Annotated in this window: 24 protein-coding genes; 9 read left to right on the top strand and 15 right to left on the bottom strand. The window is 69.9% G+C overall.

The window, feature by feature from the left end; genetic code table 11:
• Positions 1 to 118 precede the first annotated feature (118 nt).
• The 7 genes from PGB34_RS22895 to PGB34_RS22865 all read right to left on the bottom strand — a co-directional run bounded on the left by PGB34_RS22895 (position 119) and on the right by PGB34_RS22865 (position 8805).
• Positions 119 to 1798 carry an FxLYD domain-containing protein gene (locus PGB34_RS22895; RefSeq protein ID WP_271430432.1) on the bottom strand — a complete coding sequence of 560 codons (1680 nt, stop codon included), beginning with the start codon at positions 1796 to 1798 and terminating at the stop codon, positions 119 to 121.
• 16 nt (positions 1799 to 1814) lie between these two features.
• Complete coding sequence (locus tag PGB34_RS22890) at positions 1815 to 2705, bottom strand: DMT family transporter (protein WP_271430431.1); 891 nt, start codon at positions 2703 to 2705, stop codon at positions 1815 to 1817.
• A 10-nt stretch (positions 2706 to 2715) separates the two neighbouring features.
• The gene (locus PGB34_RS22885) at positions 2716 to 4335 is read right to left on the bottom strand and encodes an NAD(P)-binding protein (RefSeq protein WP_271430433.1); all 1620 of its coding nucleotides are present in this window, start codon (positions 4333 to 4335) and stop codon (positions 2716 to 2718) included.
• The gene (locus tag PGB34_RS22880) at positions 4332 to 5867 is read right to left on the bottom strand and encodes a polyamine aminopropyltransferase (RefSeq protein ID WP_271430430.1); all 1536 of its coding nucleotides are present in this window, start codon (positions 5865 to 5867) and stop codon (positions 4332 to 4334) included. Before PGB34_RS22880 ends, PGB34_RS22885 begins: the two co-directional genes overlap by 4 nt.
• Positions 5857 to 6084 (bottom strand): DUF350 domain-containing protein, encoded by a 228-nt coding sequence (locus PGB34_RS22875; RefSeq protein ID WP_271430429.1) that lies wholly within the window; start codon positions 6082 to 6084, stop codon positions 5857 to 5859. Before PGB34_RS22875 ends, PGB34_RS22880 begins: the two co-directional genes overlap by 11 nt.
• A gap of 48 nt (positions 6085 to 6132) precedes the next feature.
• Positions 6133 to 7662 (bottom strand): DUF4178 domain-containing protein, encoded by a 1530-nt coding sequence (locus tag PGB34_RS22870; RefSeq protein WP_271430428.1) that lies wholly within the window; start codon positions 7660 to 7662, stop codon positions 6133 to 6135.
• Between the two features lie 96 nt (positions 7663 to 7758).
• The gene (locus tag PGB34_RS22865) at positions 7759 to 8805 is read right to left on the bottom strand and encodes an SPFH domain-containing protein (protein WP_271430427.1); all 1047 of its coding nucleotides are present in this window, start codon (positions 8803 to 8805) and stop codon (positions 7759 to 7761) included.
• 216 nt (positions 8806 to 9021) lie between these two features.
• Between PGB34_RS22865 and PGB34_RS22860 the strand changes: the two genes are divergently transcribed.
• The 4 genes from PGB34_RS22860 (at position 9022) to PGB34_RS22845 (ending at position 12696) form a co-directional block, all read left to right on the top strand.
• Entirely contained in the window at positions 9022 to 11364 is a 2343-nt protein-coding gene (locus PGB34_RS22860) for an NADP-dependent malic enzyme (protein WP_271430426.1), read from the top strand.
• Between the two features lie 182 nt (positions 11365 to 11546).
• Positions 11547 to 11978, top strand: coding sequence for a ribonuclease domain-containing protein (locus PGB34_RS22855; protein ID WP_271430425.1), 432 nt, complete (start codon positions 11547 to 11549; stop codon positions 11976 to 11978).
• Positions 11979 to 12040: 62 nt separating this feature from the next.
• Complete coding sequence (locus tag PGB34_RS22850) at positions 12041 to 12460, top strand: barstar family protein (protein ID WP_271430424.1); 420 nt, start codon at positions 12041 to 12043, stop codon at positions 12458 to 12460.
• A 71-nt stretch (positions 12461 to 12531) separates the two neighbouring features.
• Entirely contained in the window at positions 12532 to 12696 is a 165-nt protein-coding gene (locus tag PGB34_RS22845; protein ID WP_271430423.1) for a hypothetical protein, read from the top strand.
• 167 nt (positions 12697 to 12863) lie between these two features.
• Here the strand turns inward: PGB34_RS22845 and rsmA are convergent, their stop codons facing one another.
• The 3 genes from rsmA to PGB34_RS22830 are packed head-to-tail and all read right to left on the bottom strand — an operon-like array spanning position 12864 to position 17606.
• Positions 12864 to 13646 (bottom strand): 16S rRNA (adenine(1518)-N(6)/adenine(1519)-N(6))-dimethyltransferase RsmA, encoded by a 783-nt coding sequence (gene rsmA, locus PGB34_RS22840; RefSeq protein WP_271430422.1) that lies wholly within the window; start codon positions 13644 to 13646, stop codon positions 12864 to 12866.
• Between the two features lies 1 nt (position 13647).
• Entirely contained in the window at positions 13648 to 15069 is a 1422-nt protein-coding gene (locus PGB34_RS22835; protein ID WP_271430421.1) for a peptidylprolyl isomerase, read from the bottom strand.
• A gap of 53 nt (positions 15070 to 15122) precedes the next feature.
• Positions 15123 to 17606 (bottom strand): LPS-assembly protein LptD, encoded by a 2484-nt coding sequence (locus tag PGB34_RS22830; RefSeq protein WP_271430420.1) that lies wholly within the window; start codon positions 17604 to 17606, stop codon positions 15123 to 15125.
• Between the two features lie 135 nt (positions 17607 to 17741).
• On the opposite strand from PGB34_RS22830, the gene PGB34_RS22825 reads away from it, so the two are divergent.
• Together PGB34_RS22825 and PGB34_RS22820 are read left to right on the top strand one after the other, a co-directional pair.
• Positions 17742 to 18830, top strand: a complete 1089-nt coding sequence (locus PGB34_RS22825) for an aminoglycoside phosphotransferase family protein (protein WP_271430419.1) — start codon at positions 17742 to 17744, stop codon at positions 18828 to 18830.
• A 7-nt stretch (positions 18831 to 18837) separates the two neighbouring features.
• Positions 18838 to 19554, top strand: coding sequence for a 16S rRNA (uracil(1498)-N(3))-methyltransferase (locus PGB34_RS22820; RefSeq protein ID WP_271430418.1), 717 nt, complete (start codon positions 18838 to 18840; stop codon positions 19552 to 19554).
• A gap of 3 nt (positions 19555 to 19557) precedes the next feature.
• Here the strand turns inward: PGB34_RS22820 and pyrF are convergent, their stop codons facing one another.
• The gene (pyrF, locus tag PGB34_RS22815) at positions 19558 to 20382 is read right to left on the bottom strand and encodes an orotidine-5'-phosphate decarboxylase (RefSeq protein ID WP_271430417.1); all 825 of its coding nucleotides are present in this window, start codon (positions 20380 to 20382) and stop codon (positions 19558 to 19560) included.
• Positions 20383 to 20514: 132 nt separating this feature from the next.
• Here pyrF and PGB34_RS22810 point away from each other — a divergent pair, with 132 nt between their 5' ends.
• A complete protein-coding gene (locus PGB34_RS22810) occupies positions 20515 to 20928 on the top strand; it encodes a MerR family DNA-binding transcriptional regulator (protein WP_271430416.1) in 414 nt (137 codons plus the stop codon).
• Complete coding sequence (locus tag PGB34_RS22805; RefSeq protein WP_271430415.1) at positions 20925 to 21371, top strand: PaaI family thioesterase; 447 nt, start codon at positions 20925 to 20927, stop codon at positions 21369 to 21371. The genes PGB34_RS22810 and PGB34_RS22805 overlap by 4 nt, the downstream gene beginning before the upstream one ends.
• 9 nt (positions 21372 to 21380) lie before the next feature.
• On the opposite strand, the gene PGB34_RS22800 is transcribed toward PGB34_RS22805, so the two are convergent.
• The 4 genes from PGB34_RS22800 to PGB34_RS22785 are packed head-to-tail and all read right to left on the bottom strand — an operon-like array spanning position 21381 to position 24433.
• A complete protein-coding gene (locus PGB34_RS22800) occupies positions 21381 to 22139 on the bottom strand; it encodes a uracil-DNA glycosylase family protein (protein WP_271430414.1) in 759 nt (252 codons plus the stop codon).
• Positions 22136 to 22678: a ribosomal protein S18-alanine N-acetyltransferase gene (gene rimI, locus PGB34_RS22795; protein ID WP_271430413.1), complete on the bottom strand. Its 543-nt coding sequence runs from the start codon at positions 22676 to 22678 to the stop codon at positions 22136 to 22138. The genes PGB34_RS22800 and rimI overlap by 4 nt, the downstream gene beginning before the upstream one ends.
• Positions 22675 to 23391, bottom strand: a complete 717-nt coding sequence (gene tsaB / locus PGB34_RS22790; protein ID WP_271430412.1) for a tRNA (adenosine(37)-N6)-threonylcarbamoyltransferase complex dimerization subunit type 1 TsaB — start codon at positions 23389 to 23391, stop codon at positions 22675 to 22677. The genes rimI and tsaB overlap by 4 nt, the downstream gene beginning before the upstream one ends.
• On the bottom strand, positions 23384 to 24433 hold the full coding sequence (locus PGB34_RS22785; protein ID WP_271430411.1) for a DMT family transporter: 1050 nt from the start codon (positions 24431 to 24433) through the stop codon (positions 23384 to 23386). The genes tsaB and PGB34_RS22785 overlap by 8 nt, the downstream gene beginning before the upstream one ends.
• Before the next feature lie 119 nt (positions 24434 to 24552).
• Between PGB34_RS22785 and dacB the strand changes: the two genes are divergently transcribed.
• Positions 24553 to 26034: a D-alanyl-D-alanine carboxypeptidase/D-alanyl-D-alanine endopeptidase gene (gene dacB, locus PGB34_RS22780; protein ID WP_271430410.1), complete on the top strand. Its 1482-nt coding sequence runs from the start codon at positions 24553 to 24555 to the stop codon at positions 26032 to 26034.
• Positions 26035 to 26277: the final 243 nt, after the last annotated feature.

Raw genomic sequence — 26277 nt, 5'->3', positions numbered from 1 at the left:
GTTCTGTACTCAGAGACGGGCTCGATCACCCCAGCGCTTACCAAACTGCACGGGCCGGTCTGGCCGCCTCAACGGCGTTCAGACTCTACCGCGCTGGTCAGGTTTAAAGATACAAGCGCTATTCGGTGCTCTGGTAGAGCGTGCTCACGCTGGCGAAGTCGGCGCCCTGCTGCTCGATGCGCACCTCGAAGGGCACGCTCTCGCCCGGGCCGATGGCGGGCAGGTTGTCCACCTGCTTGAAGCCGGTGAGCCGGTCGTTGCGGTCGCGCAGGCTCACCCACAGGCGCGCCTTGCGCACGATGGCCGTGCCGGGGTTGCGCACCTGGCCCTTGACGTTGACGGCCTTGTAGCTGAAGCGCTGGCTGAAGTTCAGCAGCACGCTGCCCACCTGGGCCTCGGTGCTGCTGACCTGCACCTCCAGCGGCTGGCGCGGGCCCGGCAGCGGCGCGCCGCGCAGCGGCTTCCATTCCACGCGGGTCTGCGTGATGCGGTCGGCCCTCTGCGGGTCCACCTGCACCGGCAGGCGCTCGCCCGGGTACAGGTAGGCCACGCCGTCCAGCTGCGTGCTGCCGTCGAGCCTGTTGCCGTCGTAGCGCGAGATCACGGCCGCGGGGGCGATGGCGATCCGGTCCTTGCTGCGGTTGACCAGCTCGGTCATGTAGGTGCGCTGGCGGATGGTGCTGAGCCCGGGAATCAGCGGCAGCAGTTCCAGCTGCGCCAGGTCGAAGCGCTCGCTGTCCTCGGCCAGCAGGTCCGCGGTGCTCATGCGCAGGCGCTCGTTGAAGCGCTCGGGCGCGCCCGTCACGCGCTGCACGCGGTCGGCCGCGATCACGGCCGTGCGCGTGCCGCCTTCGGCATCGCTCCATTGATGGTCCACGCGCCAGTCCCAGGCCGCCACGCCCGCATCGCCACCGAAGCGCTCCAGCCGCGCCTCGAGGGTGCTGCGCTCGCCGGGCCGGATCTCGGCGGCCTGCGCATAGGCGCGGCCGATGGCAATGGGCGCACCCGCCTCGTCGTAGGCCGTCACCAGCACGCGCACGTCGCTCAGCACGCGCCGCTCGCCGGGCGGATTGGCCACGCGGGCGACGAAGCGCAGGTCCCGGCCCTGCTGCACCAGCCGCACGCGTTCGAAGGGCAGCCGCGGCCCCTGCACCGCGCGCGAGGGCGCCGACAGCGGCGCCACCTTGAATTCCTGGCGCGTCACGTTGCGCTCGCCGGGCAGGTCCATCAAAAAGGGCAGCGATTCGCCGGGCAGCATCAGGCTCAGCGGCAGGCGTTCGGAGCGGCTGCCCAGCCGGTTCTCGCCGTCGAAGAAATGGGCCTCCACGCGCGGCGATTCCAGCACCTGGCCCGTTTCATTGCGGGCCAGCACGAAGAGCTTGGGCCGCGCCGAACTGCCGCTGCCCACCAGCACCTGGCGCGCATCGACCAGCTTCAGGCCTTCGGTGGGAATGCTGCGGTTGAAGACGGGCCGCGGCGCCGAAGCGGCCTGGGTGGCGGCCGGCGGGTTCCACAGGCGGCCCAGCAGGAGCAGCAGCACGCCCGCGGCCACCATCACGCTGATGACGATGGCCATGGTGCGCTGGCTCTGCGCGCGCCGCGCCGCTTCCTCGCGCGCCAGGCGCTCGGCCGCGGCATCCTTGACCTGCTCGAGCACCCGGTCCAGCCGTTCGGAGACCTGGTCCTCGACCACCGACACCGAGCCGCAGTGCGCGCACCGGTACTGGTTCAGGCCCGTGCGCTCCAGCACGCCGCTGCCGCACTCCCCGCATTTGAGGGTCTGGTGATTGATGCTCATGCCTGCATTGTGGCTTTCAGCTTTCGCTTGTCTTGTTCACGGCACGCGGCGCTTCGCCGCGCACCAGGTAGATGCCGCTGGCGATGATCAGCAGCGCGCCGCCCATGGTCCAGGCGTCGGGCGCGGCGCGCCAGATCAGCCAGTCCAGCAGCAGCGCCCAGGCCAGCGCGCTGTATTCGAAGGGCGCGATGGCGGCGGCCTGGCCGTGGCGAAAGGCCTCGGCGATGGCCATCTGGCCCATAAAGCCCGTGAGCGCCAGGCCCAGCAGCACGCCCGCATGGCCGGCCTGCACGGGCACCCAGTTCGGCGCCGCCAGCAGGCTGCCGCCCACGGCCATGCAGGCGGTGGTCCAGAAGACCAGGGCCGCGCTCGATTCGGTGCGGCTGATCAGCCGCCCCAGCACGTTCGACAGCGCATAGCACACGGCTGCCACCAGAATGGCCAGCGCGCCAGTTGAGAGGAAGGCGCCCTGTTCGGGCCGCAGCGCCACCACCACGCCCGCAAAGCCCAGGCCGATGGCCACCCAGTGGCGCGGCAGCACCGATTCGCCCAGCAGCGGCACGGCCATCAAGGTCATGAGCAGCGGCGCCACGAAGGCCAGGGTGTAGGCCTCGGCCAGGCCCAGGGTCTGCAGGCCGTAGACGAAGAGCACCAGCATGCCCATGTTGAGCGCGGCGCGCAGCAGGTGCAGGCGCCAGCGCAGGCGGCGGTTGAACACGCTCTTGGCCTCGCGCCGCCACCCGATGTACAGGCCGATCAGCGGCAGGGCCGTGAGGCCGCGCAGCGCCATCACCTGCAGCGGCGGGTAGTGGCCGGCCAGCACCTTGAGCAGCGCGTCCATGCCGGCGAAGAAGGCGCAGGCCAGCAGCATGGCGGCAATGCCGCGCAGGGTTCCGGTCAGGGGCATCGGCGTTCTCTCATGCCTGGGCCTGCGCCGCGAGGTGCCCGCGCGTGAAGGCTTCTTCGAAGATCGAATAGCCCGACCAGTCGGCATGCGCAAAGGCCAGCCGGCCGGCCCGCAACCGGCCCGGCCTGCCTTCTTCGGGCTGCGGCAGATGCGCGCGCAGGCCGGGCGTCGGGATCGCCATGGCATGGCCGTAGCGCGTGATGGCCATGCGCGTGATCTTTTCGGCCAGGTCCGGGTGCGGCACCGACAGCTCGGCCAGCATCTGGTCGCGCCAGTGCGTCCATGGCGCATCGAACAGCCGCTGGCGACCTTCGCGCGCGCTCGCGCCGTCCCATCGGCTGGGCCCCAGCGGGCGGTACCAGCTCAGCACCGTGGCCTGCGGGCTCGGGTCCAGCCGCTGGTGGCCCGCATCCACATAGCCCAGGCCCTGCGTGCCGAAGACCACGTTGTCCCAACTGGGCGCGGCGCCGGGGCGGTCCTGCAGCGGCGCGCGCAGATGGGCGTTGGCCACCAGCCAGGGCGCATAGCTGATGTGGCGCGCGGCGGCCTGCAGCCAGCCGGGCGCGCCTTCGACCACGCGCGCCGCAATGAAGGCCGGCAGCGCAACGATGCAGCGCCGGGCCTGCCAGCGCACGGTTTGCTGCGCGCGCGCGTCCCAGGCGTCGACCTGCACGCCATCGCGCAGCTCGGTGATGCGCGTGACCGCATGCGCGCTGCGCAGCCGATCGCCCAGCGGCGCGGCCAGGCGCGCGCTGAGCCAGCCATTGCCCTCGGGCCAGGTGAAGACCGCTTCGCGCTCGCCGTCCTCGTCCTGCGTGTCGCCCGGCGCATGAAAGCCGTGTCGGCTGGCGAAGTAGTGCAGTCCGGCCCAGGCCGACACATGCGCGATGCCCGCGCCGTAGTCGTCGCGGCAGCAGTAGTCCAGGTACCAGAGCAGTTGCGGGTCATCCAGGCCCTGCTGCGCCAGCCATTGCGCAAAGGGCCGGGCTTCGAGCGCGGCGAGTTCGGGCGTCCAGGGCGCGCGAAAAGCGGGAATGGCAAAGCGCTGCGCGCGCCGCAGGGCGGCCACCTGCCGGGCCAGCAGCCGGTACTGCGCCAGCGTGTCCTCGCCCACGCCGTGCACGGGCAGCAGGCCTTCCTGCCACTGGCCTTCGAAATACAGGCGCTCCTGCGGGCTGTGGCACAGGTGGCGCTCGTCGTACACCCAGCGCCCGGCCACGCGCTGGCGCAGGCCCAGTTCTTCCAGGAGGTCCTGCACTTCGTGCGCGTCGTCGCCGGGCACGGGCAGGTAGTGCGCACCCAGCGGGCAGGCCAGGCCACCCACGCTGCCGCCACGCGCGTTGCCGCCGGCGCCGTCCTCCAGCTCCAGCAGCGCAAAGTCCTCAATGCCCTGCAGGCGCAGCGCGCGCGCCGCTGCCAGGCCCGCAATGCCGCCGCCCGCGATCAGCACCTCGCACTGCTGCGTGCGCGCGGGTGCGGCGCTGCTGCGGCCTGCGCCATCGCGCCAGGCATGGCCGCGCGCCACATCGATGCCCGTGAAGCCGCCTTCGATGGCGGGTGCCGCCGCATCGCAGCCCGCCAGGGCCAGCGTGCCCGCTGCGCCGGCACCGAGGAAGGCGCGGCGCTTCAATGCTTGCCCCACTCGCGCTCGTAGGTGTTCACCAGCACCTGGTTGGAAAGGCGGTTCACCTGCGCGGGCACGCGCGCCATGTCCTTGGGGAAGTCGAACAGCAACGGCAGCGTGTCTGCCGTGAGAAAGCGCAGGCCCTCGGGCAGCTGGTCGGGCAGGCGCCAGGGCCGGCGGCTGGCGATGACGAAACCCCATTCGCCGAAGCTGGGCACATGCGCGTGGTAGGGCGTGGCCGTGAGGCCCACCGACTCCACCGTCTGCACCACGGTCCAGAAGCTCTGGCGCGCGATCAGCGGCGAAGTGGTCTGGATCACCGCATAGCCGCCGGCCGACAGGCGCCGGTCCAGCAGGGCGTAGAAGGACTCGGTGTAGAGCTTGCCGATGGCGAAGTTGGTCGGGTCCGGAAAGTCCACGACGATCACGTCATAAAACGCTTCTGTCTGCTTGTACAACCACTGGAAGGCGTCGGTGTTCACCACCTTCAATTTCGGCGAACTCAGCGAGCCACCGTTGAGCGCGGCCAGCTGCGCATCGTCCTTGAACAGCCGCGTCATGTTCGGATCCAGCTCCACCAGCGTGACCTGTTCCACCGAGGGGTGCTTGAGCACTTCGCGCACCACCATGCCGTCGCCGCCGCCCAGCACGGCCACGCGCTTGGGCGCGCCGTGCGCAGCCATCGCCGGATGCACCAGGGCCTCGTGGTAGCGGTACTCGTCGCGCTCGGCGAACTGCAGGTTGCCGTTGAGATACAGCCGATGGCCTGCGCTGCCGCGCGTGACCACGATGCGCTGGTAGGGCGAGGTGGCGCTGACCACGATGCGGTCCTGGTAGAAGCGGTCTTCGGCCAGCGAGGTGAGGGCGTCGGCGCCGATGAAGGCCGCCACCAGCGCGCCCACCGTGATGGCGCAGGCCAGCGCGTGCGCGCCCACATGGCGCAGCTCATGCCGGAACAGCCACAGCGCCCACACGCCCACGAAGGCGTTGAGCAGGCCGAAGAACAGGCCTGTGCGGATCATGCCCAGCTGCGGCACCAGAAGCAGCGGAAAGGCCACCGACACGGCCAGTGCGCCCAGGTAGTCGAAGGTCAGCACCTGCGAGACCAGGTCCTTGAGCCCGATGTCGCGCCGCAGGATGCGCATCACCAGCGGGATCTCCAGCCCCGCGAGCATGCCCACGATCATCACCAGCCCGTACAGCAGCAGCCTGAACGCGCCGGGCACATAGGCATGGGCAAGGAAGAGGATCGCCGGCAGCAGCCCGCCCACCAGCGCCACCAGCAGCTCCACGCGCAGGAAATGCGCGGGCAGTTGCCGGTCGAAGTAGCGCGACAGCCACGAGCCCACGCCCATGGCGAACAGGTAGGTGCCGATGATGGTGCTGAACTGCAGCACCGAATCGCCCAGCAAATACGAGCTGAGCGCCGCAGCGCTCAGCTCGTACACCAGCCCGCAGGCTGCGACCACGAAGACGCTGGTCAGCAGTACCAGCGCGGTGGGCGAGATGCGCGTTCGCGCTGTCTCGCTAGCCTCCATGAATGGCCGCAGCCACGATCAGGCTGATGCCCAGGCACATGGCCGCCACCACCACGCCCAGGGCCAGGTTCTGCTTCTCGACGATCTCGCGCCACATGTCCACCGGCGTGATCTTGTCGACGATGACGAAGCACAGCCAGAACACCAGCACGCCGATGAGCGCGAACAGGATGGAGCCGAGGAAGGCCGCGGGCCTGAGCCATTCAATTCCCAGCATGAGAACCTCCAGGGGGTGAGTAGGGATGGTGAAAAAGACGAGTCGTGCTCATTTGTGGCTTCCGCCGCTGCTGTAGCCGCCGTAGGAGCCGCCCGAGCTGCGGTAGCTGCCACCGCTGCCCGAGCCGGAACAGGTGCTCAGCAGCGACAGCATGATCAGGATCAGCACCACGATGACGATGATGGTGCCGATGCTCAGCGAGGGCGCGGCAGTGAAGGGCTTGACCTCGTCGCGCCTGAAGCGCGCGGCCTGCGCCTGCATGCCGAAGGCCTGCGCCACGGCCGCACTGTCCAGCCGGTCGCCGCTGGACCAGGTCAGCTCCTGGGGCGTGCTTTCGGAGGACAGCAGCGCCTTGCCCAGTCCGAAATCGCGGTTGAAGCTTTTCTGCCCGCGCGCCACCTGCCAGTAGAACTCGCCGGCCACGTAGGTGGTCTCGGCGTTGTACGCGTAGAGCTTGTGGTAGGTCTTGCCCAGGTAGGTGGCGCTGTTGGCATTGCCCGCCATCTTGGGCGCGCCGGTGGTGGGCGCCACCAGGCTCCAGCCGTCGCTGGCGTCCACCAGAAAGCAGAAACCTTTCTTGCGGTTGAACAGCAGGTACTCGCTCCAGCCGAACTGCTCGTCGTCGCCCGGCTCCTGGCCCACGCGATGCTGGAAGCCCACCACCTGCCAGGCGCTGCCGTTGAACTGGCCCTTGCTGCCCAGCGGGATCAGCGGGCGCACGGGCTCGTCCTGCGTGGCGAATTTCAGCTCGGCACCCAGGCCCGCGCTCAGGTCGATGATGCTGCGGCACTGGCCACAGGTCACGCTCTTGCTGCTCTCCAGGTCCACATGCACCGGCGCGCCGCAGTTCGGGCAGCTGAAGTTGCGCCCGCCTTTTTCTTCCTTGTCGCTGGCATCGCGCAGGCCCGAAAGCTGCAGGTCCGCCAGTTGCACGGAGCGGCCCAGCGAGGCCGTGGGCGGGGCGCTGCCGTAGTCCAGGCTCAGCACCAGGCCTTCGTCGTTGCGCAGCTCCACCATGCGCAAGCGCTCGCCCAGCCCGGGCAGGTGCGACAGCTCGCCCTGCGCCGCGTGCAGCCAGACTTCCTGGTTCGAGCTGACGGTGAAGGGGCGCCCGTCGATGGCGGTGGTCATGCCCACGCGCAGGTCGTCGGCCTCGGGCGGCGTGCGCTGCAGGGCGTAGGGCAGCGAGAAAACGAAGGCGCCGTTGTCCTCGCTCAGCGTGCCGATGCGGTCCTCGGGCGTCTCGCCCTGGCCGGCGCCGTCGAGCTGCGCCACCCACTCGGTCCAGCGGCCTTCGGCGTACGCGTATTGCAGCCGGCCTACCAGCGTGAAGTGCCGGCCCTGGATGCGGCCGGCGGCAAAGAGCTGCAGCGGGCTGAAGTCATCGAACAGCTCCGCCATCTTGCCGATGCGCGAGAGCTGCTCGCCCTCGCGCACCACGGTGCTCTGGCAATAGGGGCAGACGGCGTGCGTGGACTGGGCGGAGCGGAACTCCACCGGCGCGCCGCAGCCAGGGCAGGGCGCGCGGTAGTGGCGCTGGCTTTCGCCAGGATTGCCGGGGCCGCCGGGCTCAGCCAAGGCAGGCCTTTTCGCGCTGCTGCGGCCGCAGGCTCAGGCCCGCCGAAGCGCCGCCCTCATCGGCGCATCGCGCAAGAAAAGTCATGGATGTGCCGTTCAGACCAGCTTCTTGAGCAGCTCGGCCTTCTTCGCGTCGAACTCTTCCTGGGTCAGGATGCCCTTGCCCTTGAGCTCACCGAGCTTTTCCAGCGTGGCGATCACCTCGTCGGCGCTCACCGCGGCCGGCGGCGCCGTGGCCGCCACGGCGGCCTGGGCGGCGGCGTTGGGGTTCAGGCCCTGCGCCAGGTTCTGGGCCAGCACCTGGCCCAGCGCCACGCCCGCGCCCAGGCCCATGGCGTCGCCGGCAATGCCGCTGCCACTGCCCGAGGCTTCGGCGAACTTGGGGATCGCCTGCGCCGTCTGGTACTGCATGAACTTGCCCATGTCGTTGCCGACCATGCCCATGCCGATCTTCTGGTCGAGGATCTTCTGCAGCTCTTCGGGCAGCGAGACGTTCTGCACCGTGATGGTCTCGAGCTTGATGCCGATCTTGGCGAACTCGGGCGCCAGCTGGTTCGACAGCGCCTGCGCGAACTGGATCTGGTTGGCCGCCAGGTCCAGGAAAGGCACGCCGCTGGCGGCGATGGCGTTGCTGATGTTCTGCAGCACCAGCCCGCGCAGCTGGCCGTCGAGGTCGGCCACGCCGTAGCTCTCGCGCGTGCCCGAGATCTCGGTGTGAAAGAGCTTTGGATCGGCGATGCGGAAGGCGTAGTTGCCGAACGCGCGCAGGCGCACGGCGCCGAAGTCCTTGTCGCGGATGGTGAGGGGCTGCGGCGTGCCCCACTTCTGGTCGACCTGCTGGCGCGTGCTGAAGAAGTAGACGTCGCTCTTGAACGGGGACTCGAAAAGCTTGTCCCAGTTCTTCAGGTAGGTCAGGACGGGCAGCGTCTGCGTCGTCAGCTTGTACATGCCCGGGCCGAAGACGTCGGCCACCTGGCCTTCGTTGACGAACACGGCCATCTGCGACTCGCGCACCGTGAGCGAGGCGCCGTTCTGGATTTCCATTTCCTGCATCGGGAAACGCCAGGCGAGGGTGCCATCGCCGCTTTCAGTCCATTGAATGATGTCAATGAACTGTTTCTTGATGAAGTCCATCAATGCCATGCGCTGCTCCTCGTGCGGGGTGAACGGTCGGCCCCGGATGTTGCCACAAGGGCAGCGCCGGCCGGACTGCCCAAAAGTTGGCATCCGGCATGGCCGATTGCACTATGTGCATGAGCGCGAAGCTCGGACAAACGTGGGCGCAGATAGGCGCGCTCCTACAATCGGCGCCCCTTAGAACAAGCAATCGTCGCCTTCGCGACTCCCGGAGCAGCCCTGATGTCCGACTCGACCGCCACGCCTCAAGCCTCGCCCGAAGACAAACGCGCCCTGCTGCGCCGGGCTGCGCTGGACTACCACGCCCTGCCCACGCCCGGCAAGGTGGCCATCTCGGCCACCAAGCAGATGACCAACCAGCGCGATCTGTCGCTGGCCTATTCGCCCGGCGTCGCGGCGCCCTGCGAAGAGATCGTCAAGGACCCGGCCAACGCCTTCAAGTACACCTCGCGCGGCAACCTGGTGGCGGTCATTTCCAACGGCACCGCCGTGCTGGGCCTGGGCGACATCGGCCCGCTGGCTTCCAAGCCCGTGATGGAAGGCAAGGGCGTCCTGTTCAAGAAGTTCGCCGGCGTGGACGTGTTCGACATCGAGATCGACGAGAAGGACCCGCAGAAGCTGGTGGAAGTCATCGCTGCGCTCGAGCCCACCTTCGGCGCCATCAACCTCGAGGACATCAAGGCGCCCGATTGCTTCTACGTCGAGCGCGAGCTGCGCAAGCGCATGAAGATTCCGGTCTTCCATGACGACCAGCACGGCACGGCCATCACGGTCGCGGCTGCCATGCTCAACGGCCTGAAGGTGGCGGGCAAGGACATCGGCCAGGTCAAGCTGGTCGCCTCGGGCGCGGGTGCGGCGGCGCTGGCCTGCCTGAACCTGCTGCTCAAGGTCGGCCTCAAGCGCGAGAACGTGTTCGTGACCGACCTGGCGGGCGTGGTCTACGAAGGCCGCACCGAACTGATGGACGAGGACAAGGCCCTGTTCGCGCGCAAGACCGAAGCACGCACCCTGGGTGAGGTCATGGAGGGCGCGGACGTGTTCCTGGGCCTGTCGGCGGCCAACGTGCTCAAGCCAGAGATGGTGGCCAGGATGGCCGCGCGTCCGGTGATCTTCGCGCTGGCCAACCCGAACCCGGAAATCATGCCCGAGGTGGCGCACGGCGTGCGCGACGACGTGATCATGGCCACGGGCCGCACCGACTACCCGAACCAGGTCAACAACGTCCTGTGCTTCCCGTACATCTTCCGCGGCGCACTGGACTGCGGCGCCACCACCATCACCGACGAGATGGAAATCGCCGCGGTGCATGCGATTGCCGAGCTGGCCCAGGCCGAGCAGAGCGAGCGCGTGGCTGCCGCCTATGTGGGCGAGAAGCTGAGCTTCGGTCCGGAATACCTGATTCCCAAGCCTTTCGACCCGCGGCTGATGATGAAGATCGCGCCCGCCGTCGCCAAGGCGGCCGAGGAATGCGGCGTGGCCGCGCGCCCCATCCAGGACCTGGACGCCTACCGCGACAAGCTGCAGACCTTCGTCTATGCCTCGGGCACGACGATGAAGCCCATCTTCGATGCGGCCAAGCGCGCCACCAAGAAGCGCGTGGCTTACGCGGAGGGCGAGGAAGAGCGCGTGCTGCGTGCCTGCCAGATCGTGGTGGACGAAGGCATCGCGCGGCCCACGCTGATCGGCCGCCCGGCCGTCATCGCCCAGCGCATCCAGAAGTTCGGCCTGCGCCTGCGCGAGGAGCTGGACTATGACGTCGTCAACACCGACTTCGACCATCGCTACCGCGACTTCTGGCAGACCTACCACCGCATGACCGAGCGCAAGGGCATCACGGTGCAGGTCGCCAAGATCGAGATGCGCCGGCGCCTGACGCTGATCGGCGCCATGCTGCTGCACAAGGGCGAGGTCGATGGTCTGATCTGCGGCACCTGGGGCACCACGCAGACCCACCTGCACTACCTGGACCAGGTGATCGGCAAGCGCCCCGGCGGCTGCGACAGCACGCCGCAGGACGTGCCCGTGTACGCCTGCATGAACGGGCTGATGCTGCCCGAGCGCCAGATCTTCCTGGTCGACACCCACGTCAACTACGACCCGAGTGCCGAGGAACTGGCCGAGATCACGACCATGGCGGCCGAGGAAATGATGCGCTTCGGCCTCAAGCCCAAGGCCGCGCTGCTGAGCCATTCCAACTTCGGCACCAGCAACCACCCCAGCGCCGTGAAGATGCGCCAGACCCTGGACCTGCTGCGCGTGCAGGCGCCCTGGCTGGAAGTGGACGGCGAAATGCACGGCGACGTGGCCCTGGATGGCAAGCAGCGCATGGCCATCATGCCGCACAGCGCGCTGGCCGGCGACGCCAACCTGCTGGTGTTCCCGAACATCGACTCGGCCAACATCGCCTACAACCTGCTGAAGACGGCGGCTGGCGGCAACATCGCCATCGGCCCCGTGCTGCTGGGGGCGGCCAAGCCGGTCCACATCCTCACGGCCAGCGCCACCGTGCGCCGCATCGTGAACATGACGGCCCTCACCGTGGCCGACGCAAACGCCGATCGTTGAAGGGCAAAAAGGGGAGTGTGCGCTCACGTGAGGGCGCACGCTTCCCTGGGTTACTCTGCTTAACAATTGAGCAGGTGCTTGCTATTTGCGCAGCTCTGATGCACACTGGCGGGCTTGAATTTGCGGGTAAACCCGCATCTCTGGCCTTCGCCAAATCGCGCTCATAGTTCTCGATGCCTTTCATGGCAGCAGCCGTTTCCCTTTTCACCTCCGCTTCCCGATTCGCCCTTGTGGGTGCTTGTGCGGCGGCCTTGTGGGGCGGTGGCAATGCCAGCTGGGCGCGGGACATGCGCGAGGCCCGGCCGCTCGAAGGAGCGGACCGTGTGGAAAGTGTCATTGCACTGCGCGAGCTGCCGGTGCAAGGGCGGCGAACCTACCAAGCCATCCTGGACGGCGGTCCCTTCCGCTACGACAAGGACGGCACGGTGTTCGGCAACCGGGAACGCCTGCTGCCGCGTGAGCGGCGCGGCCACTACCGCGAGTACACGGTCGATACCCCTGGCGCACGCAACCGTGGTGCCCGGCGCATTGTGTGCGGTGGTCCGCCCCGCACGCCTGACGCCTGTTGGTACACCGCGGACCACTACGCCAGCTTCAGGAAGATCATGCCGTGATGAGCTGCGATCGCGACGTGAGCAACGATGCACCCCTGCGCTTGGGAGAAGCCTTGACCACCATGGAAACAACACCGGAGACGAACCAGTCCCTCAAGGGCGTTCGCCCCAACATCGTCCAGTCGATCCGCGCCTTCCGCGTGCACGATTTGCAGGAAGCCGCGCATGCCGCCGGCCACCATTTCCTGTACGCCAATCTGGCCACCGCGCAGAGCAAGCAGGACGTGCTGGACCTGATCGCCCAGCAGTTCACCTTTCCGGCCCACTTCGGCAAGAACTTCGACGCGCTGTACGACTGCATGACCGATCCCTTGCACAAATCGGGCCCGCAGCCCGGTTTTGTGGTGGTGCTCGAACAGATCCCCGCGCATGCCAAGTTCGACAAGGAAGCGCGCGAGCAGCTGCTCGACATCTTCCGCGACGCCGCCGACTACTGGGGTGATCGCAAGGTGCCCTTCCGCTGTTTCTATTCTTTTCTGTAGCCCGTTCTGCAACCGCTGGCCAAGCAGAACGGGCGAACCCGGCCCCCACCGCGAGCGAAGGCTCCGCGGCTTTGACGACCAACACCGCCGTCAACGGCATCGAGCTGACACAACAGAACAGCGCGGCCGCCGACGAGGCGGAGAAGATGCCGACGGACAAGATCGTCGATGTGTCGCCGCTGGCGCTGCGCATGAGCAGCCCCTTCAACAGCAGCTATTGGCTGTCGGCGGCATAAAGAGCAGGCATCCCCCAGGCCGCTTCGCGGCTCCCCCTCTGCTTCGCGAGGGGGGAGCACTCGACGGTCCGGCAAAGCCGGTCCCGTGAGTGCCCTGGGGGCTTCGCTTCGCTCGCCAGCCCGCGCTTTGCGCGGGCTTTTTCTTTGGGCGGTCTGGCCGCTGCTGCTCAGCGCAGCGGACCCACGGCCTGGGCCAGGGCCACGTATTCGGCCACCGGCACTTCTTCGGCGCGGCGCTGGGTGTCGAAGCGGCCGCCAAAGCCGTGCTCATCGAGCCAGCGGCCCAGGGTATGCCGCAGCAGCTTGCGCCGCTGGCTGAAGGCCAGCTGGACCAGCGCTTCCAGGCGCGCCGCATCCACCTGCGGCGGCTCGGCCAGCGGCAGCATGCGCACCACGGCGCTGTCCACGCGCGGCGGCGGGTCGAAGCTTTCGGGCGGCACGAACAGGATGTTCTCCATCTCGTAGCGCCACTGCAGCATGACAGACAGGCGGCTGTAGTCCGAGGTGGCGGGGCGCGCCACCATCCGGTCGATCACTTCCTTTTGCAGCATGAAGTGCTGGTCGCGCACGCGCGGGGCATAGCGCAGCAGATGGAAGAGGATCGGCGTGGAGATGTTGTAGGGCAGGTTGCCCACCACGCGCAGACCGCCTTGCCGGCCCGCGCCCACCAGCCGGTCGGCCAGGGCGTCGAAGTCCACGGCCAGCACGTCGCTTTCGGTCACGTCCAGCTGCGGATGCTGGCGCAGGCGCACCGCCAGGTCGCGGTCCAGCTCGATGACGCTCAGGCGCCCCAGCCGCTCCACCAGGGGCTGCGTCAGCGCCGCCAGGCCGGGCCCGATCTCGACCATGGGCTCGCCCGCCTGCGGCGCGATGGCGCGCACGATGGCGTCGATGATGGCCGTGTCGGACAGGAAATGCTGCCCAAAGCGCTTGCGCGCGATGTGCTTCATGTCAGGAGTTCGGCGGCTCGCGCATCTCGACGTAGGCGCGGTGCCGCACTTCCTGGGCCCAGGCTTCGTAGGCCTGGTCCATCTTGCGGTCGCGCAGGGCGTTGCGTGCGGCCTGGCGCAGTTCGCGCGGGTCCACCTTCGCATCGCGGCGGCCCTGCACCTGGATCAGGTGCACGCCAAAGCGCGAGACCACGGGCTCGCTGATCTGGCCCGGTTGCAGCTGGTTCATGGCCTGCTCGAACTCGGGCACGAAGCTGCCGGGCGAGGTCCAGCCCAGCTCGCCGCCGTTGCGGGCGCTGCCGGTGTCCTGCGAATGCTCGCGGGCCAGTGCCGCAAAGTCGGCGCTGCCGCCCTGGACGCTGCGCTTGTAGCCCTGCAGCCGCGCCACGATCTGCTCGGCGCTCTGCTTGTCGTCGGGGCGGATCAGGATGTGCCGGACCTGGGTCTGCGTGATGGTGTCGGCCGCGGCGCTGGCGCGCTCGCGGGCCAGCAGCTTGAGCACATGAAAGCCTGCGCCCGAGCGCAGCGGGCCCGTGACCTCGCCCACCTTGAGGTTGCGCGTGGATTCCACGAAGAGCGAGGGGTAGCGGTCGGCCGAGCGCAGGCCCAGCGCGCCGCCAGCGCTGCGGGCCTCCGGCGCGCGCGAGAACTCGCCGGCCAGCTTGGCGAAGTCTTCGCCACCGCGCGCGCGCGCCGCGATCTCCTGCGCCTGCTTCTGCAGCGCAGCCACCTGGGATTCGCCCGCGTTGTCGGGCACCGGCAGCAGCACCTGCGCGATGTTCAGGCGTTCGGAAGAGGCGCCCGGTGCCTCGCCGCGCTGCTCGGCGATGAACTCGTCGATCTCGCGCTCGCTCACGCGCACGCGCGATTCCAGCTCGCGCTCGCGCAGCCTGGTGAGCAGCAACTGGTCGCGGATGTTGTTGCGGAACTCCTCGCGCGACAGGCCTGCTTCGCTCAGCCGGGCGTAGAGCTGCGTCAGCGTGAGCTCGTTCTGGCGTGCCACGGTCTGCTCGCCCTGCTCGATGGCGGCGGCGTCCACGCGCACGCCCTGTTCCTTGGCCAGCTGCAGCTGGGCGCGTTCGCTGATCAGCTGCTCCAGCACTTCGCGCAGCAGCACGTTGCGCGGCATGTTGGCCACCTGCGGGCCGCCCTCTTCCAGCACGCGCTGCGCGCGGCGCTGCACCTGCGTGTTGGTGATGGGCTCGGAGTTCACCAGCGCCACGATGTATTCAGCGGCCCGCTGCACGGGCGCGGCGGCGCGCGCGGCAGGCGGCGGCACGGCCACCGACGGGCCGGCGCGCATGATGTCGGTGATGCCGGCGCGCGCCGGCGCGGCGGTGCGCGGCGCCGACGACTGGGCGTGCGACGCTGCGGCCGTCAGGGCCAGCAGAGCCAGCGAGAGGGTGGTGCGCAGGGCGTTCATGACGGGACCTTTCTCTGTGCGATGCGGTGCGGCGTGCGTGGGAGCGCGCCGCGCTAGTCGTAGTTGCTGAACCGGCTGGGCGCCAACTGCGGCAGGCGCAGCGGCTGGTAGCGCGGCACGTTCAGCTGCAGGGTTTGCATGGGGCTGGCACCGATGCTGGTGAAGCCAAGGAATTCGATCTGGAACATGATGCGCTTGGTGGAGGTGGCCACCCCGGTGCTGACCTTCTCGAAGACCACGCGGCCGATGTAGCAGCAGCCGTCGTATTCCACGCCGACCACGGCGTCGGTCATCAGCTTGTCGCGCAGGCTGTAGTTCAGGCGGCCCAGCGCATACCAGCGCCCGCCGCCCTGGCCGCGGCCGGGGCCCAGGTCCTTGCCCTTGTCGCCCCACAGGTCGTTCAGCGGCCATTGCCAGCCCAGGTCGATGGACTCGTTGCCCACGCCGTTGGTGGAGATGCGGTCGGCCTGGTAGCGGTACGACGCCGACAGCGTGCGGTAAGGGCCGGGCGTGTAGCGGGCCGTCACGGTGCTGCGGTTGGAGCGCCTGTCGTCGGGGTTGTACTGGACCGTGGTGTCCACGCTCCACTTGGGGCTGATGTTGACCTGCGCGCCCAGCAGCAGGTCGCTGGCGCGATCGGTCACGGCCACAGTGTTGGGCAGCGTGATGCGCTGGTCGGCGAAGCGGCGGCGCTGGGCGATGCCCACGCGCGCGCGCTCGGCGCCGGTTTCGGCATCCAGGAAGCGCGAGCTCAGGCCCACGGTCAGCGAATGGGTGGACGAGACGCGGTCGGAGCCCGAGAACTCGTTCTCGGTGAACAGCGTGGCGAAGCTGAAGTCGTTGGCCGCCGTGTCATACACGGGCAGGCGGTTCTGCGCGCGGTAGGGCGTGTAGACGTACATCGCGCGCGGCTCCAGCGTCTGCCTGTAGGCCTTGCCGAACAGCGAGGTGTCGCGCTCGAAGGTCATGCCGCTGTCCACGCTGAAGGTGGGCACGGTGCTGGTGGCCGAGCTGCGCCCGTCGGCCAGCGGCGACGAGAAGGAGTAGCTGGCCGTGTGCAGCTGCACCTTGGGCGTGACGTACGCGCCGGGCCACAGGAACGGCCGGCTCAGCTGCAGCTTGGCCACGGCGCGGTCGGCATTGGGCTGGCCCTGCTCCGCGGTGTTGGCGCGAAAGCGCGTGAAGTCCGTGTTGAGCGAGAAGTCGAAGCCGCGCCAGTCGTAGCGCGTGTAGTCGGCCGTCAGCTGCGGCAGCCGGTCGTAGGGCGGCAGGATGCGCAGGTCTTCGTTTTGCAGTGTCTGGTACTTCAGCGCCCGCACGCGGCCGCTCCAGTCGCCCTTGCTCCAGTTCAGCGAGGCGTCGTTGGGCAGCAGCCGCGTCACGCGGGTGGGCGTGCGGTCGAAGTCGCGCCAGTAGTCGTCGTCGCTCACGCGGTTGATCTGCAGATCCGCGCTGAGCGAATCCAGGCCCAGGTCGCGGGCGTTGAAGCTGTGGTGGTGCTTGGTCCACAGGCCCCAGCGGCCGCGGCTGTGGCGCGAGCTCTCGGCCGCCAGCTGCGCGGCACGGGCGTAGTCGCCGTTCCCCAGCGCCAGGGAGATGGCCTCGTCGCGCCGGTTGCTGGGCAGCGAATCGCTGGGCATGTAGTCCAGCCGCACTTCGCCGTTGTAGGCGGGCTCGAGGTAGCGGAATTCGCCCGACACATTGACGCCGCGCTTGGCCATCACCGTGGTGGTCAGCGTGGCGTCGCGGTTGGGCGCGATGTTCCAGTAGTAGGGCAGCGCCAGCTCCAGCCCGTTGAGGCTGTCGATGCCCATGGTGGGCGGCAGCAGGCCGGACTTGCGCTCGTTGTTGAGCGGGAAGCTCACGCGCGGGATGGGCGGCGTGGGCACGCCGAACACATGCAGCTGCACGTTCTCGGCCACACCCACGTTCTCTTCGCTGTCGGTGCGCAGCGATTCGGCCGACAGGAACCAGGCCGGCGTGTAGCTCTCGGTGTCGTCGCGCCGGCAGGTGGTGTAGGTGGCGCGGCGGGCCACGGCGCGGTCGGCGTCGATGAAATCCACCCGCTCGGCCTTGCCGTGCGCGCCCGTGGCCAGCAGCTGGTAGCGGACGTCGTTGAAGAAGCCCTCGAAGCGCTCCACCTTCAGTTGCAGCGCCGGGCCTTCGTACACGTTGCCGGCGCGGTTCACGCGCACGTTGCCCGTGGCCTTGGCCAGGTCGTCGGGCTGGTAGTACTCGAGCCGGTCGGCCCGGATCACCGTGTCTGCGCGGCGCAGCTCGGCATTGCCCTCGACGATGGTCTCCAGGTTCGGGCGGCCCGAAATGCGGTCGCCTTCCACGATGCTGGGGCGGCCGCCGCGCTGGTCGGCCGGAATGGCCTCCAGCAGCATGGGCGTGCGCTGGAGCTTCAGGGGCGTTTCGGCTTCCCAGGCCGACTGGGCCCAGGCGGCCTGCGCTTGCAGCAGCGCCATCGACAGCAGGGCCAGCGGCACTGGCGGCAGCCACCAGGGCCGGTTGGCACGGGTCAGTTCGGGCATCGAGGAGCTTGCGGCGTACAACGCAATAGAGGAGCGACGGGTCGCGTCAGAGGGCCTGACGACGCCGGCGGCGCCGGCGCGGGGCCCCTGTCGCGCGGGGCAGCGCAGGGCGGATTTGTAGAATTCGGATTATCCATGACCGCTTTCCCGCCCCCGGCCGCCGGCCTTTCTTCCCCGTCCGTGGCCTGGTCCGATCCGGCGCGTGAACAGGCTTTCCACCGCTGGCTTGGCACCATCGCCGCCGCGCAGCAACTTCGCCCCCAGACGCTGCGCCTGGCCTCTGCCGACGCGAGCTTCAGGCGCTACCTGCGCATCGACACCGAGACCGACGGGCTGGCCCGCATCATCATGGATGCACCGCCCGACAAGGAAGACAGCCGTCCCTTCGTGCAGGTGGCCGGCCTGCTGCAGGGCGCTGGCGTGCGCGCCCCGCAGGTGCTCGATTGGCAGGAGGCCGAGGGCTTCATGCTGCTCGACGACCTCGGCGCGCGGACCATGCTCGAAGGCATCGCGCCCGACGATGCCGCCGCCAACCTGCCGCGCTACCGCCAGGCCATCGACACGCTGGTGCGCTGGCAGCTGGCCTCGCGCCCCGGCGTGCTGCCCGCCTACGACGCCGCGCTGCTGCGGCGCGAGCTGCAGCTCTTTCCCGACTGGTACCTGGGCCGGCACCGCGGCGTGCAGCTCAGCGATGCGCAGCGCGCGGTGCTCGACCAGGCCTTCGACCTGATCGTCGAGAACAACCTGTCTTCGGCCCCGGTCTTCGTGCACCGCGACTTCATGCCGCGCAACCTCATGTTGACCGACGACGCGACGCTTGGCGTGCTCGACTTCCAGGACGCGGTCTACGGCCCCATCACCTACGACATCGCCTGCCTCATGCGCGATGCCTTCCTGAGCTGGGACGAGTCCTTCGTCATCGACGTCACGGTGCGCTACTGGCAGGCGGCCCGCAAGGCCGGCCTGCCCGTGCACGAGGACTTCGGCGACTTCTACCGCGCCGTGGAATGGATGGGCCTGCAGCGGCACCTGAAGGTGGCCGGCATCTTCGCGCGCCTGACCTTGCGCGACGGCAAGCCCAAGTACCTGGCCGACACGCCGCGCTTCATCGCCTACATCCGCGCCACGGCCGGCCGCTACCGCGAGCTGGCGCCGCTGCTGCGCCTGATCGACGAGATCGAAGGCACGACGCCGCAAGTCGGCTTCGCCTACGGCAGAGTCTGATCGCGCCATGCCCCGCATCCATTGCGCCGAGCCGCTGGCCTCGGGCCAATCGCTGGCCCTGCCTGCGGGCGCCGCGCGCCATGTGCAGGTGCTGCGCCTGCAGCCCGGCGACGCGCTGACCCTGTTCGACGGCCGCGGCGGCGAATACGCCGCCACGGTGCAGCGCATGGGCCGCAGCGATGTTCACGTTCAGATCGGCGCGCACGACCCGGTGGAGCGCGAGGCCGCCGTGGCCGTGCACCTGGCCATCGGCATGCCGGCCAACGAGCGCATGGACTGGCTGGTGGAAAAGGCCGTGGAGATGGGCGTGGCCAGCATCCAGCCGCTGGTCACGGCCCATGGCGTGCTGCGCCTGGCCGGAGAGCGGGCCCAGAAGAAGCAGGCCCATTGGCAGGCCGTGGCCGTGGCCGCCTGCGAGCAGTGCGGGCGCAACCGCGTGCCCGAGCTGCACCCCGTGCAGCCGCTGGCCGGCTGGCTCGAAAGCCTGGGCGCAGAGGCCGCCTCCCAGCGCCTGCTGCTGGCCTTCGCGCCCGATGCGCAGGGCCTGGCGCAGCGGCGCCAGGGCGCGGCCTTCACGGTGCTCGGCGGGCCCGAGGGCGGCCTCAATGCGCAGGAAGAGGCGGCGGCGCGTGCGCGCGGTTTTGTGCCCGTCACGCTGGGCCCGCGCGTGCTGCGCGCGGAGACGGCGCAGCTCGTGGCGCTGGCGAGCCTGACGCTCGCCTGAACCTCAGCCTTTCGCCGCTTCCAGCAGATCGCGCGTGCGCAGCGCCTCGCGGCGCGCGGCCTGGGCGAAGTCGTCGGCTGACGAGGCGTAGAGGATCGCGCGCGAGGAGTTCACGGCGATGGGTGCACCGGCGCGCCAGCCCGCGCGCACCGTGGCCACGGCATCGCCGCCCTGCGCGCCCACGCCGGGGATCAGCAGCGGCACCGTGGGCGCCAGCGCGCGCACGCGTTCGATCTCGTGCGGGTAGGTCGCGCCCACCACCAGGCCCAGCTGGCCGTTGAGGTTCCACGGGCCCTGCGCCAGGCCGGCCACATGTTCGTACAGCAGAGGCTCGCCGGGCACGCTGGCCAGCCGCTGGCCCTGCAGGTCGCTGCCGCCGGGGTTGCTGGTGCGGCACAGCAGGAAGGCCCCCTTGCCTTCGTACTTGAGGTAGGGCGCCACCGAATCGAAACCCATGAAGGGTGAGAGCGTGACGGCGTCGGCGTTGTAGCGCTCGAAGGCCTCCAGCGCGTACTGCTCGGCCGTGGAGCCGATGTCGCCGCGCTTGGCGTCGAGGATCACGGGCACCTGCGGCGTGTTGGCGTGGATGTGGGCAATGAGCTTTTCGAGCTGGTCTTCGGCGCGGTGGGCGGCGAAGTAGGCGATCTGCGGCTTGAAGGCGATGGCGCAATCGGCCGTGGCATCGACGATGCGCGCGCAGAAATCGTAGATGCGGCTGGCGTCGCCCTTGAGTGCGGCCGGAAAGCGCGTGGGCTCCGGATCGAGCCCCACGCACAACATCGAGTTGTTGCGCTGCTGCGCGGCCAGGAGCTGATCGATGAAATTCATGGGCGGCGATTTTAGGTGCCGCCTTTGCCGCAGGGTGCCCGCCGCGCGGGCAGTCGCGCCCGCGACGCCCGCGCGGGCCCTGCGCAAGCCTCGCACTGCGCCAGCCTTGCTACGCTGGCCTGCATCATGACGATGAACATCTCCGAGCTGGCGCAGCGCAGCGGCGTGTCGGTGCATCGGCTGCGGCGCTACGAGGCGGCCGGTCTGATCCAGGCCGGCCGCAGCGCCGGCGGCTACCGGCGCTTCGACGAGCGCGTGCTGCGCGAAGTCACCTTCATTGCCATGGGCCGCGCGCTCGACGTGCCGCTGCCCGTGCTGGCGCAGCTGCTGCCGCGCTACCGCGCGGGCACCTTGGGGCTCGATGAGTTGATGGCCCAGCTGCGTGCGCGCGTGGCCGAGGTGGACGCGGTGATCGCGGCCCAGCGCGCGCTGCGGCGCCGGCTGGTCGATCACATCGCCTGGTGCGAGCGCCGCAAGGCCCGTGCGCAAAGCAAAGCGCCGGCTTCCCCTTTTCCCACCCGCAAAGCCAGGGAACGCCAACCATGAATACCGCCACCACCACTTCACCCGAGCAGGTGCGCCGCGCCGTGCTGGCCATGCCCATGGCCCAGACGCTGGGCCTGCGCTTCACGCGGCTGGAAGCCGGCCTGGCCGAACTGGAAATGCCGGTGCTGCCGGCCTTCTGCTTCAGGCCGGGCCAGTTGCAGGCCACGGCCGTGTTCGCGGCGGCCGACTTCGCCGCGGTCTCGGCCGCCGCCACGCTGCTGCCGCAGGGATGGATCAACGCCACCATCGACGGCACGCTCAAACTGCTGGCGCCGGCCACCGGCAGCCACTTGCGCGCCGTGGGCCGGGTGGTCGATGCAGGGCGGCTGCTCACGGTCTGCGCGGCCGAGGTGTATGCCGTGGATCCGGAGGGTCAGCAGACCCTGTGCGCCACCCTGCTGGGCACGGCGCGCAACATCGATGCGGCGCGCCGCAGCGCTTGAGCTTGTGAATCAGCCGTTCTGAAGAGTCTCAGCCGCCAGGCACAGGTCGGCCCAGGCGCGGGCCTTGTCGGCGCTGTTGCGCAGCAGGTAGGCCGGCGGGTAGCTGGCGACCACGGCGCAGCCGGCGCCGGCCAGGCTGCCGGCATGCGCGCTGCCGCGCAGGCGGCCCAGCGGGGCCTGCACGCCGGTCAGGCGCTGGGCCGACAGCATGCCCAGCGCCAGCACCAGGCGCGGCGCCAGCGGGGCCGCGGCGGCTTCGAAGGCGGTGTCGAAATCGGCCGCGCCTTCGGGATGCGGCTGGCCCGGCGACGCGCGCCACAGCCGCACCGCATGCACGGGCACCGTGCCCGCGTGCAGGCCCAGCGCGCGCAGCATCTGGTCGAGCAGGCGGCCGGCCTCGCCGGCCAGCAGGGCTTCGTGGCGGCCACCTGCGTCGGGCGGCATGTCCACCACCACGAGCCAGCCGCCGGTGGCGCTCTGGCCGTCCGCGGCATACAGGCGCTCGGGCAGGGTGATGCCCAGCGCGCTGGCGGGGGCGGCCTGCGGGGCCGGTGCAGCGACGGGCGCGGGTGCGGGGCCGCGGCGCGGCGGGGCGCTGTCGGGCGTGGCCGTCTCGGGCGCTGGCTGCGGCGCAGCGTCCTCGGCGGCCGGTGCCGGCGCGCGTGCGGGAGCGGGCGCCTCGGCCTCGGCCTGCGGCAGCCAGACCTTGATGCCCATCTCTTCGAGCATGGCGCGCTGGCGCGCATCGAGCTGCAGTGGCGGCGTCATGGCAGCAGGCCTCCCCAGGCGCTGGGCGATTCCTGCAGCCGCAGGCTCATCACGATGGCGTCCTCGCGCCGGTCGCCGGGGGCCGGGTAGTAGTTCTTGCGCACGCCCACGCGGCGAAAGCCGTGGCGCTCGTACAGATCCTGGGCGCGGCTGTTGCTCACGCGCACTTCCAGCCACAGCCAGTGCGCCTGCTGGCCGCGCGACCAGCCGGTCAGCGCCGCCAGCATCAGCGCGGCCCAGCCCTGGCGCTGGAAGGCCGGCGCCACGGTGATGTTGAGCAGATGGACTTCGTCCACGCCCTTCATGGCCACGAAGTAGCCGATCAGCGTGTCCGCAGTCGTGCCCATGGCCGCGCCCAGGGTCTGCGCTGCCGGCCCGATCAGGCACTGGCAGTGGTAGCCCACGCGCATGGAGTCGAGGAAGTTGCCGCGCGTCCAGGGGTGGCTGTAGGCGCGCTCTTCCACGTCCAGCACCCGGTCCAGATGGCCGGCGTGCATGCTTTCGAGGCGGGCCTCGTTGCTGGCGTGCACGGCGCTCATGGTGTGGCTGTTGCTGCAGCTTTCACGGCCATGCGCTCGGCCGTGGTCTGGGCCACCTTGTCGCGCACGTACAGCGGCCAGGCCGCTTCGGGCGGCACGGCGGCACCCGCGGCCAGCAGCGCCGGTGCCAGCCGCAGCAGCGCGCCGGCGGTGGGCAGGGCGCTCTGGCGCGCCGGCGCGGCGGGCAGCCGCTGGCCATAGGCCGTGAAGGCGTTGCCGGCGAGCACCCAGCCGGTTTGGGCCGGGGCCTGCACCTGTTCGGGCGACATCAGCCGGGCCTGGCCCGCGTCGCCCGGCGCGGCGTGCCACAGGCCCTGCGCGTCGCGCGTCCAGGCCTGGGCATAGACCTCGTCCATGCGTGCGTCCAGCAGCGCCAGCACGCGCGTGGCGCCGCACAGCGCGTGGGCCTCTTCGGCCACGGCCTGCAGCGTATCGATGGGCAGCAGGGGCCGGCCGCTGCCAAAGCCCAGGCCCTGGGCCACGGCGCAGGCCGTGCGCAGGCCCGTGAAGGCGCCGGGCCCGCGGCCGAAGCAGATGGCGTCCAGCGCCGACAGCGTGAGCCCGGCTTCGGCCAGCAGTTGCTGCACCAGTGGGATCAGCGTGGCCGAAGCCTGCGCGCCGCCGGCCTCGGTGCGCGCCAGCACGGCGTCGCCGCGCTGCACGGCAATGGACAGCACCTCGGTGCTGGTGTCAAAAGCCAGCAGCTCAGGCATGGCAACGCTCCGCAGAGGCGGGCACCGGCGCCTGTGCCGCGGCCACGGCCCGCACCCCGAAGAGGATGCCCGCCGTCACCAGCGCCAGGCCCAGCAACAGGTTCAAGGAAAGGGGCTCGCCCAGGAACAGCACCGCGCCCAGCGCCGACAGGCCCGGCACCACGGCGGTGATCATGGTCGAGCGCACGGGGCCGAAGTGGCCCACCATGCGCGTGAAGCTGATGCCCGAGATCACGACCGAGCCCACGCCCTGGAACAGAAGCTGGAACAGCACCTCGCCCAGCGGTGCGCCGGCCAGGTTGCTGCGCAGCACATCCAGGCCCACCAGCAGCGCATAGACCGGCAGGTAGCTGAAGGCGGCAAAGACGGTGATCGCGATGGTGGCGCGCACCGCGTCCAGCCCGTGGCGGCGCACCACCACGGCATAGCAGGCCCAGCTGAAGGCGGCGCCCATGAACAGCAGGTCGCCCTTCCACACATCGCCGCCATTGAAAGCCTGCAGCAGGCTGCTGCCACCGACGATCAGGTCGCCGGCCAGAATCAGCGCCAAGCCGGTGGCGCGCGCGGGCGTGATGCGGTCGCGCAGCACCAGTGCGGCCAGCAGCAGCGTCCACAGCGGCAGGCTGCCGGGCATCAGCACCGAGGCATGGGCCGCGGGCGCGAAGAAGAAACCCGTGTACGAGAACACCGCGTAGATCACGGCGCCAAAGAAGCCGGCCAGCGCCGTCACGCGCCAGTGCAGCGGCGAGAGGCCGAAGAAGGAGCTGACGGGCGGCGCCGCGTCTGCTGCAGCGCTGCGCGCATGGGCCGCGCGCGCCTGCCGCACCAGCCACCAGCCCCAGGGCAGCAGCACCAGCGCCGCGCCCACGATGCGCACGGCCGCCAGGTCCAGCGGCGTGAGCGAGCGCGCAGCCGAGGCGCGCGCAATGATGATGAAGGCGGTCCACATGGCCACCGTGACCAGTGCCGCGCTGATGCCCATCACGCGCGGGGACAGCAGCGCGTGGCGCGCGGCGCGCTCGGGGGCGGAAGATTCGGGCATCGGGCGATTATCGAGGGCCGCAGCCGGCGGGTCGGCACCAGGGCCTTGTGCGCTGCCGCCCTGGCTGAGGCGCCCGTCCGACGCAGGGCGGCCCAGAGCGCTCTGGATAATTCCGCGCCATGCCCTTGATGACCCTCCTGGCCCCCTTGCCCTACTCGCTGCGCGCGGCGCTGGCCGCCGCCGCCGCGTTTTTCTGCCTGCTGCCCGCCCTGGCCCAGAACGCGCCGGCCGGCCGGCTGCAGGCCCTGCCGCCCGAAGTGGAAGCCGCGCTGGCGCGTGCCAAGGTGCCGCGCGAATCCGTCACCCTGCTGGTGGCCGATGCCGAAGGCCTGCGCCCGCCGCGCCTGGCCTGGCGGGCGCAGGAAAGCGTGAACCCGGCCTCGATCATGAAGGTGGTCACCACCTATGCCGCGCTCGATCTGCTGGGCCCGGCCTTCAACTGGAGCACGCCGGTCTATGTGGACGGCCCCGTGATCGACGGCACCCTGCGCGGCAACCTCTACATCCAGGGCCGGGGCGATCCTTCGCTGGTGCTGGAGCGGCTGTGGCTGCTGCTGCGCCGCGTGCAGGGCATGGGCATCCGCACCATCGCGGGCGACATCGTGCTGGACCGCAGCGCCTTCGACCCCAGCGTAGAAAGCGACCCTGCCGCCTTCGACGGTGAACCGCTGCGCCCCTACAACGCCGCGCCCGACGCGCTGCTGCTGAACTTCCGCTCGGTGGCCATCAGCTTCATGCCCGATCGCCACAACCAGGTGGCGCACCTGCGCTTCGACCCGCCGCTGGCCGGCGTGGCCGTGCAGCAGAGCGTGCCGCTGACGGCCGGCGAATGCGGCGCGGCGGTGGACTGGCGGGCCGGCCTGCGCGCGGACTTTTCCGATCCGCTGCGCATGGTCTTTGCCGGTGGTCTGCCGGCCGCCTGCGGCGAGCGCAGTTGGTCTGTCGCCTATGCCGACCCGCGCAGCTATGCGCTGCGCGCCGTTGGCGGCCTGTGGGGCGAGATGGGCGGCGTGGTCACGGGCCAGATGCGCCACGGCAGCGTGCCCGCGGGCCTGAAACCGGCCTTCGAGATGCAGTCGCCCGCGCTGGCCGAGGTGATCCGCGACATCAACAAGTACAGCAACAACGTGATGGCGCAGCAGGTCTTCCTGACCCTGGCGCTGCAGCAGCGCCCGCGCCATGCCGCCAGCTTCGAGGATGCGCGCACGGTCATCCGCCAGTGGTGGAACGACCGCATCGGCACCGGCGAGGGCCAGCCCGTGTTCGACAACGGCGCCGGCCTCTCGCGCCAGGAGCGCCTGAGCGCCGCGGCGCTGGCCAAGATGCTGCAGGTGGCCTGGCGCTCGCCGGCCATGTCGGAACTGATGGCCTCGCTGCCGGCCATCGGTGTGGACGGCACCTTGCGCCGGCGCCAGCTGCGCTCGGGCGGCTCGGCCCATCTGAAGACCGGCACCCTGCGCGACAGCAGCGGCATCGCCGGCTTCGTGGACGGCGCCAGCGGCCGGCGCTGGGTGCTGGTGGCCATTGCCAACGACCCCAACGCCGTCGCCGCGCGCCCGGCCTTCGACGCGCTGGTGGACTGGGCCACGCGCGACCAGTAAGAACGTGTTCAAGGCCCGGCCTGCCGGCCAAAGTAAGTTACCTATTGCAAACACGGCTCGGATCTCCAGAATGGTGCGGCGCCTTTCACGGCTCATGGGCCCGGCGGCGCGCCATCCACCCCAGAAGCAACCATCTTGAATGACTAAGTCAAACAGCTTCCGCAAGCTCGTCGCGCCAGGGCGACCTGGTGCGAGCGATTGCGTTCAAGATGACCAGCAGTTTGTGCGTGCAGGCCACCAGCG

This window comes from Xenophilus arseniciresistens, assembly GCF_028023875.1.
Taxonomy (GTDB): domain Bacteria; phylum Pseudomonadota; class Gammaproteobacteria; order Burkholderiales; family Burkholderiaceae_C; genus Xenophilus; species Xenophilus arseniciresistens.
Note: the sequence above shows the minus strand (reverse complement) of the source record. Positions and strands in the feature narration are given on the sequence as shown.